The organism is Rhodococcus sp. NPDC057529 (assembly GCF_042802055.1).
GTDB lineage: Bacteria > Actinomycetota > Actinomycetes > Mycobacteriales > Mycobacteriaceae > Rhodococcus_F.
Genome location: NZ_JBHVEY010000029.1, coordinates 41,310 through 56,123 on the forward strand (window position 1 = coordinate 41,310; position 14,814 = coordinate 56,123).

General features: G+C 64.5%; 14 protein-coding genes and 3 pseudogenes. 8 read left to right on the top strand and 9 right to left on the bottom strand.

The features are described 5' to 3' along the window. The first annotated feature begins 23 nt into the window (after positions 1 to 23). A complete protein-coding gene (locus ACFU5V_RS37260; RefSeq protein ID WP_378705787.1) occupies positions 24 to 692 on the top strand; it encodes a CoA transferase subunit B in 669 nt (222 codons plus the stop codon). A gap of 40 nt (positions 693 to 732) precedes the next feature. On the opposite strand, the pseudogene ACFU5V_RS37265 reads toward ACFU5V_RS37260, so the two are convergent. After that, a pseudogene (locus ACFU5V_RS37265) lies at positions 733 to 891 on the bottom strand (L,D-transpeptidase family protein); the annotation flags it as partial. Positions 892 to 1,117: 226 nt separating this feature from the next. Between ACFU5V_RS37265 and ACFU5V_RS37270 the strand changes: the two are divergent. Continuing rightward, entirely contained in the window at positions 1,118 to 1,213 is a 96-nt protein-coding gene (locus tag ACFU5V_RS37270) for a hypothetical protein (RefSeq protein WP_378705896.1), read from the top strand. A 38-nt stretch (positions 1,214 to 1,251) separates the two neighbouring features. Further along, positions 1,252 to 2,040: an enoyl-CoA hydratase/isomerase family protein gene (locus ACFU5V_RS37275; RefSeq protein WP_378705898.1), complete on the top strand. Its 789-nt coding sequence runs from the start codon at positions 1,252 to 1,254 to the stop codon at positions 2,038 to 2,040. Between the two features lie 193 nt (positions 2,041 to 2,233). Here ACFU5V_RS37275 and ACFU5V_RS37280 read toward each other — a convergent pair whose 3' ends face one another. Together ACFU5V_RS37280 and ACFU5V_RS37285 are read right to left on the bottom strand one after the other, a co-directional pair. Continuing rightward, the gene (locus ACFU5V_RS37280; protein ID WP_378705789.1) at positions 2,234 to 2,920 is read right to left on the bottom strand and encodes a hypothetical protein; all 687 of its coding nucleotides are present in this window, start codon (positions 2,918 to 2,920) and stop codon (positions 2,234 to 2,236) included. Between the two features lie 6 nt (positions 2,921 to 2,926). Beyond that, a pseudogene (locus ACFU5V_RS37285) lies at positions 2,927 to 3,237 on the bottom strand (transposase); the annotation flags it as partial. Positions 3,238 to 3,247: 10 nt separating this feature from the next. On the opposite strand from ACFU5V_RS37285, the pseudogene ACFU5V_RS37290 reads away from it, so the two are divergent. The 3 genes and pseudogenes from ACFU5V_RS37290 to ACFU5V_RS37300 form a co-directional block, all read left to right on the top strand. Next, positions 3,248 to 3,586 (top strand): annotated as a pseudogene (locus tag ACFU5V_RS37290) (integrase core domain-containing protein); the annotation flags it as partial. 176 nt (positions 3,587 to 3,762) lie between these two features. Further along, the gene (locus ACFU5V_RS37295) at positions 3,763 to 4,104 is read left to right on the top strand and encodes a hypothetical protein (protein ID WP_378705792.1); all 342 of its coding nucleotides are present in this window, start codon (positions 3,763 to 3,765) and stop codon (positions 4,102 to 4,104) included. A gap of 330 nt (positions 4,105 to 4,434) precedes the next feature. Beyond that, entirely contained in the window at positions 4,435 to 6,153 is a 1,719-nt protein-coding gene (locus tag ACFU5V_RS37300) for a hypothetical protein (protein ID WP_378705794.1), read from the top strand. A 34-nt stretch (positions 6,154 to 6,187) separates the two neighbouring features. Here the strand turns inward: ACFU5V_RS37300 and ACFU5V_RS37305 are convergent, their stop codons facing one another. The 3 genes from ACFU5V_RS37305 to ACFU5V_RS37315 all read right to left on the bottom strand — a co-directional run bounded on the left by ACFU5V_RS37305 (position 6,188) and on the right by ACFU5V_RS37315 (position 8,850). Next, positions 6,188 to 7,015, bottom strand: a complete 828-nt coding sequence (locus tag ACFU5V_RS37305) for a hypothetical protein (protein ID WP_378705796.1) — start codon at positions 7,013 to 7,015, stop codon at positions 6,188 to 6,190. Next, positions 6,993 to 8,105 carry a helix-turn-helix domain-containing protein gene (locus tag ACFU5V_RS37310; RefSeq protein WP_378705798.1) on the bottom strand — a complete coding sequence of 371 codons (1,113 nt, stop codon included), beginning with the start codon at positions 8,103 to 8,105 and terminating at the stop codon, positions 6,993 to 6,995. The genes ACFU5V_RS37305 and ACFU5V_RS37310 overlap by 23 nt, the downstream gene beginning before the upstream one ends. A gap of 199 nt (positions 8,106 to 8,304) precedes the next feature. Beyond that, a complete protein-coding gene (locus ACFU5V_RS37315) occupies positions 8,305 to 8,850 on the bottom strand; it encodes a hypothetical protein (protein ID WP_378705800.1) in 546 nt (181 codons plus the stop codon). Positions 8,851 to 9,227: 377 nt separating this feature from the next. Here ACFU5V_RS37315 and ACFU5V_RS37320 point away from each other — a divergent pair, with 377 nt between their 5' ends. Together ACFU5V_RS37320 and ACFU5V_RS37325 are read left to right on the top strand one after the other, a co-directional pair. Beyond that, the gene (locus tag ACFU5V_RS37320; RefSeq protein ID WP_378705803.1) at positions 9,228 to 10,307 is read left to right on the top strand and encodes a hypothetical protein; all 1,080 of its coding nucleotides are present in this window, start codon (positions 9,228 to 9,230) and stop codon (positions 10,305 to 10,307) included. Then, positions 10,304 to 11,455 carry a hypothetical protein gene (locus ACFU5V_RS37325; RefSeq protein WP_378705805.1) on the top strand — a complete coding sequence of 384 codons (1,152 nt, stop codon included), beginning with the start codon at positions 10,304 to 10,306 and terminating at the stop codon, positions 11,453 to 11,455. The genes ACFU5V_RS37320 and ACFU5V_RS37325 overlap by 4 nt, the downstream gene beginning before the upstream one ends. 461 nt (positions 11,456 to 11,916) lie before the next feature. Here ACFU5V_RS37325 and ACFU5V_RS37330 read toward each other — a convergent pair whose 3' ends face one another. The 3 genes from ACFU5V_RS37330 to ACFU5V_RS37340 all read right to left on the bottom strand — a co-directional run bounded on the left by ACFU5V_RS37330 (position 11,917) and on the right by ACFU5V_RS37340 (position 14,699). Next, positions 11,917 to 13,713 carry a hypothetical protein gene (locus ACFU5V_RS37330; protein WP_378705808.1) on the bottom strand — a complete coding sequence of 599 codons (1,797 nt, stop codon included), beginning with the start codon at positions 13,711 to 13,713 and terminating at the stop codon, positions 11,917 to 11,919. A 97-nt stretch (positions 13,714 to 13,810) separates the two neighbouring features. Further along, on the bottom strand, positions 13,811 to 14,260 hold the full coding sequence (locus ACFU5V_RS37335) for a hypothetical protein (RefSeq protein ID WP_378705810.1): 450 nt from the start codon (positions 14,258 to 14,260) through the stop codon (positions 13,811 to 13,813). A gap of 175 nt (positions 14,261 to 14,435) precedes the next feature. Continuing rightward, the gene (locus ACFU5V_RS37340; RefSeq protein WP_378705812.1) at positions 14,436 to 14,699 is read right to left on the bottom strand and encodes a hypothetical protein; all 264 of its coding nucleotides are present in this window, start codon (positions 14,697 to 14,699) and stop codon (positions 14,436 to 14,438) included. Between the last annotated feature and the right edge of the window lie 115 nt (positions 14,700 to 14,814).

Here is a 14,814-nt window from a genome sequence, read left to right on the forward strand (position 1 = left end):
CCGAAGACTCGAGAGGAAACACCATGAAGCTCAAGCGAACAGAGATTGCCGCACGCGCGGCGCAGGAACTCGGCGACGGCCAGTATGTCAACCTGGGCATCGGCGTACCCACGCTCGTTCCGACGTTCATTCCCGACGATATTTTCGTCGTCTTCCAATCCGAGAACGGATTGCTCGGATTCGGTCCGAACCCGTTCCGCGGTGAGGAGGACCCCGACCTGATCAACGCCGGCAAGGAACCGGTCACCATGCTGGCCGGCGGTGCCTACTTCGATTCGTCCATGAGTTTCGGGATGGTCCGGGGCGGAAAACTCGATGTGACGATGCTTGGTGCCATGCAGGTCACGGCCACTGGTGACATCGCGAACTGGATGATCCCCGGCAAGATGGTCAAGGGCATGGGAGGTGCGATGGACCTGGTCCACGGGGCCAAGAAGGTCATTGTCCTCATGGAGCACGTTGCCAAGGACGGCACCCACAAAATCGTGCAGGAATGCACCCTGCCGCTGACCGGAAAGGGAGTGGTGAACCGCATCATCACGGACCTTGCCGTCATGGATGTCGAACCCGGGGGACTCATCTTGCGGGAACGGGCCCCAGGCGTCAGTGTCGAGGAAATCAAGGAGGCCACCGGAGTGCCCCTGACCGTCCTCGACGAGGTTCCGGAGATGCAGGTCCTCGAGACCGTCTAGCGCCGCACCCGCAGGGGACGTGCGCACATGGTCCGACGATCGGGACCGAACAGTCGCCGTTCTGCCACAGCTCGCGGGGCGCGCCGCCGGAGCCCCGGTCCTCGACGATGTCGCCGGGGACGGCGAAGTCGTAGAACCAGCAGGCGTTGTCGGGGCTGACGTTCGGGCACCCGTGCGAAACGTTGGTGTTGCCGCGCGAGTGCCTCCACTAGTCTGGCGTGAGCGTTTCCGCAGGATGTGGGCGGAAGTGCGTAAGCCTTCACGATGCGCGAGTATGCGTCGACGTAGATACGTCAGGTGCTCGACGATCGCCTTCTCTGCTGCGTCGGGATTCTGGTTCTTGATGGCGCGCAGAATGGCGGCGTGCTGGCGGACAGTCTCGCGACCGTGCGATCCCGTTCTGCGGCCTCGGTACCCCCGAAGAGATCGCCTCCGCGGTCCGGTCCTTCGCGTCCGACGACGCCGACTTCGTCATCGGCCAGTGGCTCAGCGTCTCCGGTGGCCTGACGATGGCGGGCTGAACCAGAGTACGAACACACTTTCATCGAAAGGAAACACAATGAACCTCGAGGCATACGAAAGGCTCCTTTTCGAGCGACGTCCCGGTGGCGTTCTGCTCATCACGATCAATCGGCCCGAGAAGCACAATGCGGCGGACCGGCAGATGCTCGCCGAGTTCACCCGGGTGTGGAAAGACGTCGCCGAGGACGACGAGACGCGGGCTGTGGTCATCACCGGCAATGGGCGGGCGTTCTCCGCCGGTGGAGACCTCGGTGAGGAGGTCGAGAAGCTCAGCGATTTTCCGGCGGTTGTCAAAACCCTCGAGGAGGCTCGTGGGCTAGTCTCGAACATGGTCGAGTGCGACAAGCCGGTGATCTCGGCGATCAACGGTGCGGCTGCCGGTGCCGGTCTTGCAATTGCGCTGCTCGCGGACATCAGCATCATCGGCGAGGACGTGGCGTTCACCGACGGTCATGTCAAAATCGGACTGGCGGCCGGCGACCACTCGGTCATCATCTGGCCGTTGCTGTGCGGTATGGCCAAGGCCAAGTACCTGCTGCTCACTGCAGATCGGATCGACGGTCGTGAGGCCGAACGGATTGGTCTGGTGAGTAAGGCTGTACCGAACGACGAAGTGCTTTCCGAGGCATTGAGAGTGGCGGATCAGCTTGCGCGCGGGCCGAAGTACGCGATCCAGTGGACCAAACACGCACTGAACAACTGGCTGCGCCTGGCGATGCCGTCGTTCGAGGCCTCCCTCGGCCTGGAGTTGCTCACGTTCTTCTCTCCTGACGCCAAAGAAGGCATGTCCGCGTTCCTCGAGCGTCGCGAACCGAAGTTCGACTGACCGGATTCCTCTTTCCGCCTGTAGTCCACCGCATGGGCGTGTTGCCGATCGACCGCACCGAGACCGTCACGACGCTGAGGACCAGCCATACCTTGATGGCTCAGTGTCTTGATCTGGCGAGTGCCGAGCGGTTTCGATGTTGTTTCATCATGACCTGTCGTGCTGTGGGCATGGCAGATGCCCGGCTGTCGCGTCAGGTGGGCGCCGGATTCCACTGTCCGGGAAGGTGTTTTGGCTCGGTGGAGCAGGTGCTGGGCGGATCGTTAGCCGGATCGGGGCAGCGCCTGGATGCAGGCGAAGATCGCCACGATCTGGTTGGTCCACGGCCAGGTGGGAGGGAAGTTGAGCCAGCGGCGCCGGGAGCCGCGGGTGAGCGAGGCGGGCGCGTGCAGGACCCGGTCCTGCAGTGTCTTGGGTTCGGCCTTGGCGAGCTCCCGTCACAGGCCAGTAGCCGGGTCCAGGCGAGCAGATAGTCGGCGACGCCGTGCAGCATGACCCAGGCGGTGTTCGCGGCGAATTCCCGGAACGGGTATTTCGCTGCGCCGGTCTGCTTTCCGCAGCGGATGCGGTCCTCGACGCGGGCGTGTTTGCGGTGCCGGGCGTCCAGCCAAGCGGTGTCGCCGCCTTCGGTGTTGGTGGCGAACAGCTCGTAGCGCCAGCCGGTGACCGCGTTGTCGGCGGCCTCGGCGCCCCCGTCGAGCTCGAGCTGGGCGGCCACGCCGGGCAGCGGCTTCGCAGTGGTGTCGCGCAGCGGTTTGACCCGCCGCACGAACACACGCAGTCCGTGCGGCCACGTGGCCAGGTGCGGCAACCGGTCGGTGAGTTCGGCGACCTCGCCGACGGTGTCCGCCCCGGGTGTTCCCCCCCGAGATGTGGACATCAATTCCTATGCGGCGGTTGCCAGCTTAGCCGATCGCCGTTCGAACTCGATCGGACAGATCTGACCGAGCGTGGAATGCCTCCTTCGTGTGTTGTAGCGCGTGATCCAGCGGAAGACGGCGGCACGCGCCTCACCCACTGTTCCAGCGCTTCCGCCCCTGCAGCGTCTCCCGTTTCAAGGACGCGTTCAACGATTCGGCGGCGGCGTTGTCCGCCGACGTTCCGACCGCACCCCCTGGACCGGGTCACCCCCAGTTCGCGGCACACATCCGCGAAGTCCTGCGAGACATATTGGGCGCCGTTGTCGGAGTTAACCAGAATTCAGTTTAACAGCGATGCGGGCTCGCAATATACGGCTCTGCGCTTCGGGGAAACCCTGTTCCTGCAAGGGATTCGGCCGTCAGTCGGGTCGGTGATCGACGCCTACGACAACGCCCTCGCCGAGACGACGGTCGGGCTCTACAAGGCCGAATGCATCGCCGACGACTCCCCGTTCCGCAAGGGGCCGCTGCGCACCGTCGGCGACGTCGAGGAGGCCACCTCGGCCTGGGTGCACTGGTACAACACCGCCCGGCTGATGCACCGACTCGGGCGGATCCCGCCCACCGAGTACGCAGCCAAGTACTACGCTACACACCGTGCCGATCAACCGATCGCACACAAATAACACTGTGTGCATCAGACTCGGGATGGTTCAAGAACCCCGCAGCGACACTCTCGGCCTACCCCGGCACCGTCCGTCAACTTGCCATCGCCGGCCTCGGCCACGACGAACCCACCATCCTGATCACCAACGACACCGACACCCCCATCAAGAACATCATCGAGGCCTACGCCCGCCGGATGAACATCGAACAACGCCTCGCCGAAGCCATCCGCTCCTTCGGCCTCGACGCCCTGGCAGGCGCCGTCCCCCTCAACGTCGACCACGACGTCGTCCTCACCGTGCTCGCCCGCACCGTCTGCAACGCGCTGCGACGTCGGCTACCCGGCTACGCCACCGCCACACCCGACACCCTGCAACGACGATTCCTCTCCACCGGCGGACAGATCCTCAACCGCGGCAACGAGATCACCGTCCGACTCGACCGGCGCACCTACTCACCCGTCCTCCGCCAAGCCCACCTCCCCGACACCGAGGTCCCCTGGTGGGACGGACGAACCCTGCGCTACGAGTTCACCTGAACTGGGGTCGAACTTCCTGCGCGAGAATCCGCGCTAACCTCGATTTTCGGTGCGTGGTTTCCGGGTCGAGTGGTCGCCGCGCCGTGTCTCGGAGGCCGTGGATCGCAGCGGTTTCCGGATGGCCGCCGGGTAACCTCAGGCGATCTATCAGAATGAGGACCCAACCTCCGCTTCCACGGTTTCCCCGGCACGAGCCGGTCACCGCACCAGTCCGGTGAGTAAGACTCCTGCAATCTAGGATGTTTCGGCGTGTCAACCCGCCCACTTCGCGAATCGCTGCCGAAACCACTCTACGATAGATCCATGTCATTCAGGAAGATCCCCTGAGATATGCGATCCGGGGCCGAGTACTTCCTCGAACCGGACGAACCCGCACAACGCCAGTACGAGGCACTGCGGGCCTACTTCGTCGACTCCGCCACCGCCGCACAGGTCGGCCGGGACTTCGGGTATTCCGCGGCCACCGTCCACCAGATGGCGCACGAGCTGCGGACGGGCAAGACCGACCTGTTCCGCTCGTCCCGGCCCGGTCCGAAGGGACCACGCAAGGCCGACCGGATCCGCGATCGAGTACTCGACCTGCGCGCCCAGGACCGGTCGGTCACCGAGATCGCGACCGCGCTGACCGCCGAGGGCACCCCGGTCTCGGCGCAGACCGTGTGGACCATCCTCGACGCCGAAGGCCTCGAACGCCTCACCCGCCGCGCACCGGCCGACCGCGGCACCCCACGGCTCGCACCGGTCAAGGCCCAGCCACTGCGGCACTGGCCCACCGGCACCAGCCTCGACTGCGACCACGCCGGCCTGTTCCTGCTCCTACCCGCGATCGCCGAGCTGGGCCTGCACGACCTCGTCGACCGGGCCGGATACCCGGGCACCCGCACGCTGTCGGCCTGGCACTCGATCGGCACCCTGCTGCTGGCCAAGTGCGCCCGCAACCCGCGACCCTCCCACGTCACCGCCCTCACCGACGATCCCGGCCTCGCCCTCGCCCTCGGACTGACCGCTCTGCCGAAGACCACCCACCTGACCAGCTACTCCTACCGCGTCCGCCGCGAATCCAACCACCAGACGATGGCGGGGCTGACCACCCGACTCAGGGAACTCGGGATGGCCACCGGCGAAGCCGGATTCAACCTCGACTTCCACGCCATCCGCCACCACGGCGAGGACGCCCCACTCGAGAAGCACTACGTCCCCAAACGCTCCCAACGCACCCGCAGCGTGCTGACCTTCTTCGCCCAGGACCACGCCTCCACCGAGATGGTCTACGCCAACGCCGACATCACCAAGAACGAGGCCGCCCGCGAAGTGCTGTCCTTCGCCGACTACTGGGCCCAGGTCGCCGGCACCGATCCCGGACTGCTGGTCTTCGACTCCCAGCTGACCACCTACACCGTCCTCGACGAGCTGTGCACCCGCGGCATCCGCTGGCTCACCCTGCGCCAACGCGGCCACACCGTCCTCGACCACCTCGCCGCCCTACCCGCCTCGGCCTGGACCACCGTGCGTATCAGCAGATCCGGTCACTACCGACACCCGCAACTGCACGACGAACTGGTACGCATCAAGGGCATCGGACAACAGATCCGGCAGATCGCCGTGCGCAACATCGGCCGCGACGAACCCACCCTGCTGATCACCAACGACCTGACCACCCCGGCCAAGGCACTGTTCGCCCGCTACGCCGAACGCATGCTCATCGAGAACGAACTCGATGCCTACATCGGCGGATTCCACCTCGACGCCCTCACCTCGGGCCTGCCGCTGAACGTGGACCTCGACACCACCCTGACCGTGCTCGCCGGCAACTGCTACCGACTACTCGCCCACCGACTCCCGCGCTACGAACACGCCACCCCCGACCGGATCTGGCGGCACTTCCTCGACGCCACCGGCACCCTGCACATCACCGACACCACCGTCACCGTCGACCTCGCCCCACGCACCTACCACCCGGTCCTCATCGACGCCGGCTACGCAGACCGGGCCGTGCCCATCCCCTGGTGGAACAACCGAGAACTACGCTTCCGCTTCCCACCCCGATGAAACCTCAGGTCGATAACCTGACCGACAATCGAGGCTAACCGGCGAGGGTGTCCATCAGTTCGGTGGCCAGCAGTGCGGCGTTGGTCGAGACCTGGGTGGGGTTGCCGATGCCCTCTTCGGCTTTGCCGGCCATGTCGGCTCCGGTCGCGGAGGCGTTGCCGAACATTTCGGGTAGCCAGTCGAGGGCGTGTTCGGTGGTGGTGGTGCTGATCGGGTCGGCGAGGAGTCGGCGGAAGTTGTCGGCGAGGTCGTCGGGTTCGGAGGCGACGAGCATGCGGTAGATGTCGTGGGCGTCCTTGTTCTGCAGGCGTCCGGGGGTGTCGAGGCGTTCGTGGATCTTGTGGATCTTGGCGACCAGGAGCGCGGCGGTGCCGGCGACCCGGACGTCGTAGGCGCGGTGATCGGCGTTGTCGAGGGCGGTGATGGTCATGACGGTGTTGTCGACGACGCAGCCCTCGAGGCCGGTGGCGATCCGCATCGCGTTCTTGGCGTGCGGCGGCAGTCGCGGTGAGCGCCCGGTGGGGCTGGTCCGGTTGGACAGGGCGGAGGGGACCATCAGGTCGACGGGGATGCCATCCTGGTTGACCCAGGCGCCGGGTTGCCCGTTGGTGTTCAGGTAGAACCCGGCACCGGTCATGGCGTCCTCGAGGTGTGGGTCATCCCCGAGGTTGCGGGGGTTGACGGCGAGGTCGCTGTCCTTCGTCGACTCGGCCAACGCGACGACGGCGGCGCCGCTGCGCAGGTACACCGCTTGCGCGCCGATCACGATCAGCGCGTCGCGGTGTTCGTCGAGGGCGTGCAGGGCGTCGAGGAGTGCGCTGCGGGCTTCGGCGAGGAGGTTATCGCCGCCAGGCTGATTCATGGGCCTGCATCCATTCTATGAGTTCTTCGCCTTCGGCCGGGTTGCGGCCGGGCCCGGACAGTAGGTCGACGGCGACCTGCTCGATCGCGGCGATCGTGTACCCGTCCTTGGCGCGGGAGGTGTTGTCGAAGACGACCGAGTATTCGGGTTCTCCGAGAATCACGTTCGCCGCTTCCGCGGTGTCGGGGTCGACCGGGTGCAGTCGCCACGTCCGTGCCGCCTCGTCCAGATTGTCGGTGTAGATGAACGCGGCGCGCGCCGGCGCGTACGGCGCCCATTCGGCTGCGGCGACGGATCCGGTGACCGCGTACCGGAAGCCTGGGTCTTTTTCTTTCGCAAGCTTGTTCAGCAGTGATGGGACACCGCGGGGGTCGATGTACTGATACGTCTGGGTGTTGTCGACGAAACTGTAGTCCCGGCTCCACCGCCGGAGCAGCTGCGGCCAGTCGGTGACCTCGAACCGCTTGTCGGCGGTCCTGGTGACCAGCTCCTCTTCCTGTAGGAGTTCGAGTACCCGGTAGGTGGCTCCGGTGGAGACCCCCGACCGTGCAACGAGTTCCCGCGCCGACCACGGCCCGTTTTCTCGGGTCAGGGTGCGGATGAGCCTGGCGGCGGGCTCACCCTTGAGCGTCGCCCGGGGCCGGCCCGGACCCCGGAACGGGTCCTGGGCCGCGCCCCGGTCGCGCAGGACCATGGCCGGACGGCGCGCGGTGACCATCACATTGCCGGTGGCATCGATGTACGACAGGCTGCGCTCCCGCAGCAGCTCTTGCAGGGGAGGGGAGATGTACCGGGCCATCACCAAACCTTCCGCAGGAACGTCGTCGGTGGCATCGCCGAGCCGACCCGCCACCACGCCGATGTCCCGCCGGTTCAGCACCCGTTTGACCTCGACCAGGAAATCGGCGGCCTCACCGTCCGGAGGCGTGATGCGAAGGCGGCCATCCACGCGCGCCGGGGCCGACCGTGACCCCCGTGCCGATGGGTCGGTGAATGCCTCGGACCGTACGTCCCAGTCCTGCGGCAACAGGCCCCGCAGCAGCTCGGTGCATTGCCGCAGGAGGCCACGCTCGCTCTTGGTCGCAGACATCACATCACCTCCTCTGTTCGGAATAATACAGTACTCCGCTGCGTAGCGGACGGATGTAATTTCACGAACAGGATGGCGGTTCCGGGGCCTGGCAGTAATGTTCGGGATATCAGCTTGTTCCGATGAGCACCGGAATAGATGCTTTCCATGCACTTCAGGGGACGCGAGGCAGAAGGGGAGCGACTGCCCTCGGGCGGAATCAACCAGCGGGACGGTCATCTGCAGCAGACGGGTGCGTGAGTACGCCGCCGATCTGCCCGCACGCTGCGGCTTCTTTTTCTGCTAGGGCAGCGTGGTGGGCGGCGCTGGTTGTCGCGGCGGCACTTTGTGATGCGGCGCGGGAGGTTTGCGCTTCTTGTTCGTCGACGGTGTCGTCACAGCGTTCTATGGCTGCATCCGCGATGGCACGTGCTTGTGGGAGTGGAAGGCCGACGTCGGCGGCGTAGCGCTGGTCATACCAGGGGTTGCCGTCGTTGTCGCCGGTCTCGAGGTAGTGAAGTAGCTCGGGTCCGAAGTCGCAGGAGTCGTGCCGGGCGTTGACGAGTCCCTCGGGCGATGAGTACGGGGCAGTAGTGGGGTTGAAGGACACAATCGGGGCACCGGGGCACGAGAAGATCGGTGTCCCAGGGCCGCAAGTCTTCGTCGGGGCAGAAATTCGTGTCGCATCGTCAGGGTGCGAGCAGGATGTCGCGAGCGCGGCGGCGACGCCTATGGCCACGGTGAGAAGGGTGGTCTTCCAGTTCATCTCGTCATCCTTGCAGGCCTGCTCGGTTCACCCCGGCCAGGACCGAGAGGGGATCTGTGAAGACGCAAAGTATCCGAAGGTCCTGGTGTGGCAACCGCGAGCGGTAGAACTAACCGCACAGCCGTTGGACTGCTCGTTCAGCTGTTTCCGCGTTCAGGCCAGGCTGGTGGCCGCGCCGCGGACGTTCTGCCGGAGGTGGCGCTGGTTTGAGGCAGTCACCGCTGTGGCTCGTGCCGTGCGAGGCCGGTTGTCATTCGTGTGAATGACACTGAGGTGCAGCCTGACTGACTCATCACCGTGGTCCGGGGGTGTCTTGGCTGTGGTGTCGGACCGGTCGGTGATACTGGGCTTTCTGGATGGGTGGGAAGGGGGCGGTCGTGTCCGCGAGTGATGGTGAGCCGGTCGGGGTGTTGGAGTGGTCGGAGTCGGTGGCGTTGGCGGCGATGCAGGTGTCGTTGATGCAGTCGGATATCGGCGCGACGAAGTCCGACAAGTCCCTGGTCATCAAGGAAGCGGTGCTCGGCGATGCCGTCACCAGCTTCCGCCGGGTGGCGGCAGAGGATCGGCCGGATCGACCGGACTGGCTGACGGCGCTGGTGGTGGACATGGACACCCGGGAGTCCGCGGCGGCCGCCATCACCGCCCAAAGCCGGTGCCTTCCCAGGTCCTTCGGCTCGCGGGAGCGGTCGTTGCTGGTGCTGGTCGACCTCATCCTGTTCGATCCGTGGCCGGCGAAAGCGTCCTGGCATGCCGCGACCCGCCGCACCACCTTCGAGGCGTTGGTGGACGAGTTCCCGCACCTCGACCGGGCCGATCTGGATCGGATGCGGGACGAGCACAGACTGCTGCTCCGGCGGCTGCGGCGTAAGAGTGTGCAATGGGGGAAGGTGGCTGTCATCGGTGCGGCCGGACTGGCAGCCGGTGTTGCGACCGGTGGTTGGGCGGCGCCGGCGATCGGCGCCGCGATCGGCAGCGCCGCCGGTCTGACCGGGGCAGCCGCAACGTCGGCCGGGTTGGCCACCCTCGGTGGCGGCGCGATCGCGGCCGGCGGTTTCGGCATTGCCGGCGGCACCGCCGTGGTGACCGGGCTCGGTGGCATCGCCGGAGCGGGCGTCGCCGCGGCCGGGGCCCGCTGGACGCCGTGGACGACCGGTCAGGTGGTGGCGGAGGCGATGCGCCTGGATCTGATCGCACGGTGTGTGCTGATCGAGGCGGAAAACCGGGACGAGAAGCAACGCCGCGTCGTCCTGAGCCTGCAGGAACGGCTCGAGAGGGTCGTCGCCGACGGTGAGCGACTCCTGGACCGGATCCGGGAACTCTCGCGTGAGAACGCACGCCTGACCGCGGAGAACAAGTCATTGCGTGAGGAACTACGCAGGCAGCACGCCGACGTCAAGCGGGCGGAGGGTGCGCTCGAGGTCATCCTGGAGCGTCTCCCGGAAACCGCCGCGCTATGAGCAGTATGGACGACAGTGTCGACCGAAACCTCGACACCCTCAGCCGCCGGCTCGCCGAGCTGGAATCGGCCACCGACACCGCCCTGGCCGGCGGGGTCCCGGACCGGCTGCCGGACAACGACACCGCCGAACTCGCCTCGTATGCGGAGTTGACCGTCGCCAATGACCAGCTCCGTGCCCGGCGCGGCTGGACCGGCGTTGACCTCGACAGTGCGTTCACTCCCGAGCAGCGGGCCGGGTTCGACCGGTGGCGGGCCCGGCAACGCATCCCGTGGGACCACGAGGACGTCCTCGCGGTCGGGTTCGCGACCGTGCTGGGGGTGGCGGCGACCTGGTACGACACCGCCATCGACGGAGCGGTCGCCCAGGGGCTCGGCGCCACCAGGAAGACCGGGTGGATGCGCGGGTGGGAGCGGGCCGGGAAGAGATTGCCGATCGACTACACCGGTCCCGGGTTCGGCGGCCGCGCCCACCGAGTCCGCTCCCCGGGGCACGATCTGGGCCGGCCGTTCGAGGCGCTGCGGCAGATCCGGGCGGGCGAGTTCCGCGGCATCCGCTGGGATTACGGCAACAAACACGACGTCACCGTCGGGGGAAGGTTTCGGGAGGTCGACTCCCTCCCGGAGGCACTCGTCCTGTGGGCACAGCACCTGGCGGCGGACGTGGTGACCCCGATGAGCCTGCCGATGCCCGGCTCCTCCTGGCTGTACGAGCTCGACAACCGCGCCCTGCGTACGTTCGCGCACGAGGTGTACCTGGGAACCTCGGCGGGCAACGGGCTCAACGTGCGATCCGGGATCCTCACCCCTTCACTGAGCGTGATCACCACCGAGGTCATTGTCCGTACGCACGTGCATGCCCGGGCGTACGCGGTCACCGGCAGCGCCCACCTGGGCGAGCGGGAGCAGGCCCGCCGTGATGAGCTGCTCCTCGCGGCCCATTCGTTGGTCGGGCTCGCGTCGGCGGGGAAGACGTTGGCACGGATGATTGTGCTCGACGACCGGAAGGGCATGGCCCTGCGCCACCTCAACGTCCCGGTGCTCCTCCGCATGGGATGCTTGGCAGTTGAGGTCGCTCACGATCGCCGGACACGTAGTCGTGCTGTGGCTCAGGACTGGGACGAGCTGGCTGTGCAGCTGCTGGAGTAAGGCATTGCGATTTGGAGCCGACTGGCATCTCGCGTGAATTAGTTCTCGAGTGTCAACGGAATCTGAAATCCTCTCGGCCGTCGCCGTGGCACGCACGTCGTGAGATCACCCGGGGATCCGGCGCCGCCGCCCTGATGAGCCAAAGCTAGCCGGTCGGAGTGGGTTTCCGCTCCAATCGGGCCTCGAGGGAGATATCACATGGCCTACTCGACTCTGATGCCGCGTGCGCGCAGTTCGTCGACCTGTGGTGCGACAGTCCATCGGCGTCCGCGTTCTGCTCCGTATCCCGCTGCCAGATCGGCATTCTCGTTGGATCGGTAACCGCCGTCGATGTATCGGTGGTCGTCGATAGGGCACGCACATCCGGCGAATCGCCCTGGAACCAGCGCCGAGTCGTCCACACCGGACCATCTCATGGGATCGCTGATCTGCTGTGAACCCACAGCAGATCAGCGATGCTTCTACAAGTGCTTTGTAGGTAACCTCCGTTTGGCCTGCGCAACCATTCGGCGTGTGTTCGCCTGCATGTCGGGTGGGAGGCGTTCGATGTAGATTTCGGTCGCAGCCGTCCGCATGTCTTCGAAAAAATCGAATCCGAGTTTGTGCTCGTGCTCAGGAAGCGGTCCGTCGTAGCCCCTGTGCTGCTCGTATAAGTCGACGGAGCACTGGAATTCAGGGTGGGAGACGCAGTAGTTCCGCCAATCTAATAGAAGTTTAGCGAAGTGCACTCCTCGCTTTTCGGCCAACCCTTCAAGAATGCGAAGGTCGCGCCAGCTCACTATTGTCGCAGGTAGTACGCGATTACCGAATTCCTCGAATATGGATCGAGAAGACTCCAGAATCAACCGCTCGGTCATCCTGTTGCTTGGTATGCCATCCTCAGGTCCTACAACAAGTGGCACGAAGGTGGTCTGATCATCGATGATCAGACCACCTGACTTCCAGCCGAATTTTTGGAACTGCTCAATAGTTCGCTTGAGCTGTATAAACTTCTTGGTGCTGAATCTCAACCTAATTTCCGAATCGAACTCCTCAAGCGTACCGGTACCTTCTGCGAAACCCTGCATTAGGTGCCGATTGTTCGCATCGATCAAAATGCACAGATTGTCCGAGACGTAGGCGAAGTCGCAAACGCTTTCGTTGGATCCCTTCTTGATTCTGAATGCTTTGATCATTTCATCTTCGGAGATGACACCGTCACCGCTGAGATGATTTGAGATCCGCTTGAGTGTGGCGCCGATTTTTGTCTCAAATTTGTGGTTTACGGCGTTTCTGAAGTGCTCGGATTCGGCCGTATCAGTGTTCTTGAGGATCTCGTTTACGTCGACAACGAGGGGTTCGCCCATGAAGCGCTGAACGAGGTACTGAGGCCTGACGAGGAGGAAGCTTCCACTCGCCAACTGGATGAATGGTCTCATTTGCAGGTAATATCGCGTCCACGGTGTCCCAGAACTCCCGTCGCGCTCTAATCGCAGCCGCTCACGCAGATCAGGGAGCTGCCAGACGCATCGGTCCTTGAATGCATCTATGACCTCGTCACCGAGATTCATAACGACGAAATTTCCCTCTCCGAACTGAACTTTCCCCTCCTGGCTAACCATGTTGTAAAGCGTCCAGCCTAGTGTCATAAATTCGAGAAATTTGACACCCACAGCCTTCTCGAAGATCTGCCGCGGCTCCCCTCCGATCGATTGCACTACTTTCGGTCCGGTAGTCGATGGCCATGGCTGGAGCCAGTTCTGGGCCGCCTCCGACGCGAGGGTTTCGAAAGTATAAGGGTAGTCAAGGGAATGCTGAGCGATGCTGTTCATCACGGCAGTCGAATCGATCCCGGCGCCATCGGCGCCCACTGTGGTGGTCGTGGCAACGATGTCCTCGTTGATACTCAACACGCAGTGCGCGAAGTCGAGTGGGAGCACATTGGCCTGGCCGTCCTCGCTTGCAAACTCGACCACCTCCTTGAGGCATTGGAGCATTGTCGAGACGGTCAAAATCGTCTGCTTCTTCCGCAATGCCTTCAGGAGATCGGTCCGCAGCGGTCTGGGAACGCCGCCCGCCCAGCGTTTCTCCACTTGCGGACGTGAGCGGGAGGAAACAGCAAGATCGAGTTGTGCGAACAGAGTCGACAACATCGTGAGCGTCGGCTGCAATCCGGCCTTTTCCCAGACCGCCTTGCGTTCTTCAATGCTCAGGTGCCGGGCCGACAGCTTGGAGGAAGTGGTCACAGCCACATTTGGCTCTGGTATCGCTTGACTCATCGTCCCCACTGTCTTCTTGCATCGTGAAACTGCTTCTCGCCACCGCATCTGGTGATCACCGGCTTCCTAAGGTTGGATAAGGGCCTTAATGCGACGGCTATTTGTGCCACGACCCGACTGTCGGCGGTGCGTTACCGCGAACGGCGATGTGAAATATGTTGTGGTTCGTCTGATATTCGATGAGGGTTTCGGCACGGCCGATGATCGGACCCCATCCGCCGCTGAGGACGATTGCGGCGCCCGTCGTCTTGTCGGTGATGGTGACCCCGTCGACGTCGATCGAGTCATCGTCTAGATTCAGTCGCCACCACGGTTTCGTGGCGAGCGTGTCGAGAAGGGCACGCACCTCGTCGGCGTTAGGTGTGACCAGCACAGTGTGGCCGCCTAGTTGGCGGACATAGTAGGTAGTCGAGTGTTGGATCTCAGCTGCATCCTGCTGGATTCCGGACTCAATTTGGACTGCGTACCCCATCGGCGTAGCAATCTCGTTGAGTGCGCGCGCTGTGGCGACACCTTTGTGCATAGGTAGAAATCGGCTATCTGTCATGCGATGGTCCAATGCTCGGGTCGGGCGCGTCCAGCAAACGATAGCTACCCCCACTGACAAGGCGGACGTGCCATTGCGCCGCCCAGGTTAACCATCAGCGTCCGCCCGTCGAACCAGTGGGTGGGCCCGGGTTTGGAATAGTCCCCGGACGGTAGGTGAGCCGGGTTTCGCGTTTCTACCGCACGTCCACGGTCTTCGTCACCAGGGGCCGCACCCGGGCGGGCCATTCTCCGCCCTTGGCCGGGCACCAGGCGACGGCGTTGGGGATCCACACCATCGGTCCCTGCTTTGCTCGCAGGTGGTGATACGTCAGGTGCTCGCGGATGCCGTGTTTGCCGACGGCCTCGTACAGCACCCGTCGGTCCGCCTTCATCGTCGAATCGTCTTGCTCGAGGACCAGGCGAGAGGCCTGCAGTTCGGCCAGGTCCGCGACCAGCATCTCCAGAGAGCGTGGCCGCCCTGTTTCGGGGTGAGGGTTGCGGCGTTGTAGATGTGCACGCGTACGTCCGGTTTGAGTGCGGAGCAGATTTCCCGCCTGCGGGAATCGCGCTCGG

What these genes read in the sequence shown, in the direction of transcription:
- ACFU5V_RS37305 (WP_378705796.1), bottom strand. Translation starts at nt 7,015, where the DNA reads ATGAATCAGCCTGGCGGCGATAACCTCCTCGCCGAAGCCCGCAGCGCA.
- ACFU5V_RS37275 (WP_378705898.1), top strand. Translation starts at nt 1,252, where the DNA reads ATGAACCTCGAGGCATACGAAAGGCTCCTTTTCGAGCGACGTCCCGGT.
- ACFU5V_RS37260 (WP_378705787.1), top strand. Translation starts at nt 24, where the DNA reads ATGAAGCTCAAGCGAACAGAGATTGCCGCACGCGCGGCGCAGGAACTC.
- ACFU5V_RS37330 (WP_378705808.1), bottom strand. Translation starts at nt 13,713, where the DNA reads ATGAGTCAAGCGATACCAGAGCCAAATGTGGCTGTGACCACTTCCTCC.
- ACFU5V_RS37280 (WP_378705789.1), bottom strand. Translation starts at nt 2,920, where the DNA reads ATGTCCACATCTCGGGGGGGAACACCCGGGGCGGACACCGTCGGCGAG.
- ACFU5V_RS37300 (WP_378705794.1), top strand. Translation starts at nt 4,435, where the DNA reads ATGCGATCCGGGGCCGAGTACTTCCTCGAACCGGACGAACCCGCACAA.
- ACFU5V_RS37325 (WP_378705805.1), top strand. Translation starts at nt 10,304, where the DNA reads ATGAGCAGTATGGACGACAGTGTCGACCGAAACCTCGACACCCTCAGC.
- ACFU5V_RS37340 (WP_378705812.1), bottom strand. Translation starts at nt 14,699, where the DNA reads ATGCTGGTCGCGGACCTGGCCGAACTGCAGGCCTCTCGCCTGGTCCTC.
- ACFU5V_RS37335 (WP_378705810.1), bottom strand. Translation starts at nt 14,260, where the DNA reads ATGACAGATAGCCGATTTCTACCTATGCACAAAGGTGTCGCCACAGCG.
- ACFU5V_RS37315 (WP_378705800.1), bottom strand. Translation starts at nt 8,850, where the DNA reads ATGAACTGGAAGACCACCCTTCTCACCGTGGCCATAGGCGTCGCCGCC.
- ACFU5V_RS37295 (WP_378705792.1), top strand. Translation starts at nt 3,763, where the DNA reads ATGAACATCGAACAACGCCTCGCCGAAGCCATCCGCTCCTTCGGCCTC.
- ACFU5V_RS37310 (WP_378705798.1), bottom strand. Translation starts at nt 8,105, where the DNA reads ATGTCTGCGACCAAGAGCGAGCGTGGCCTCCTGCGGCAATGCACCGAG.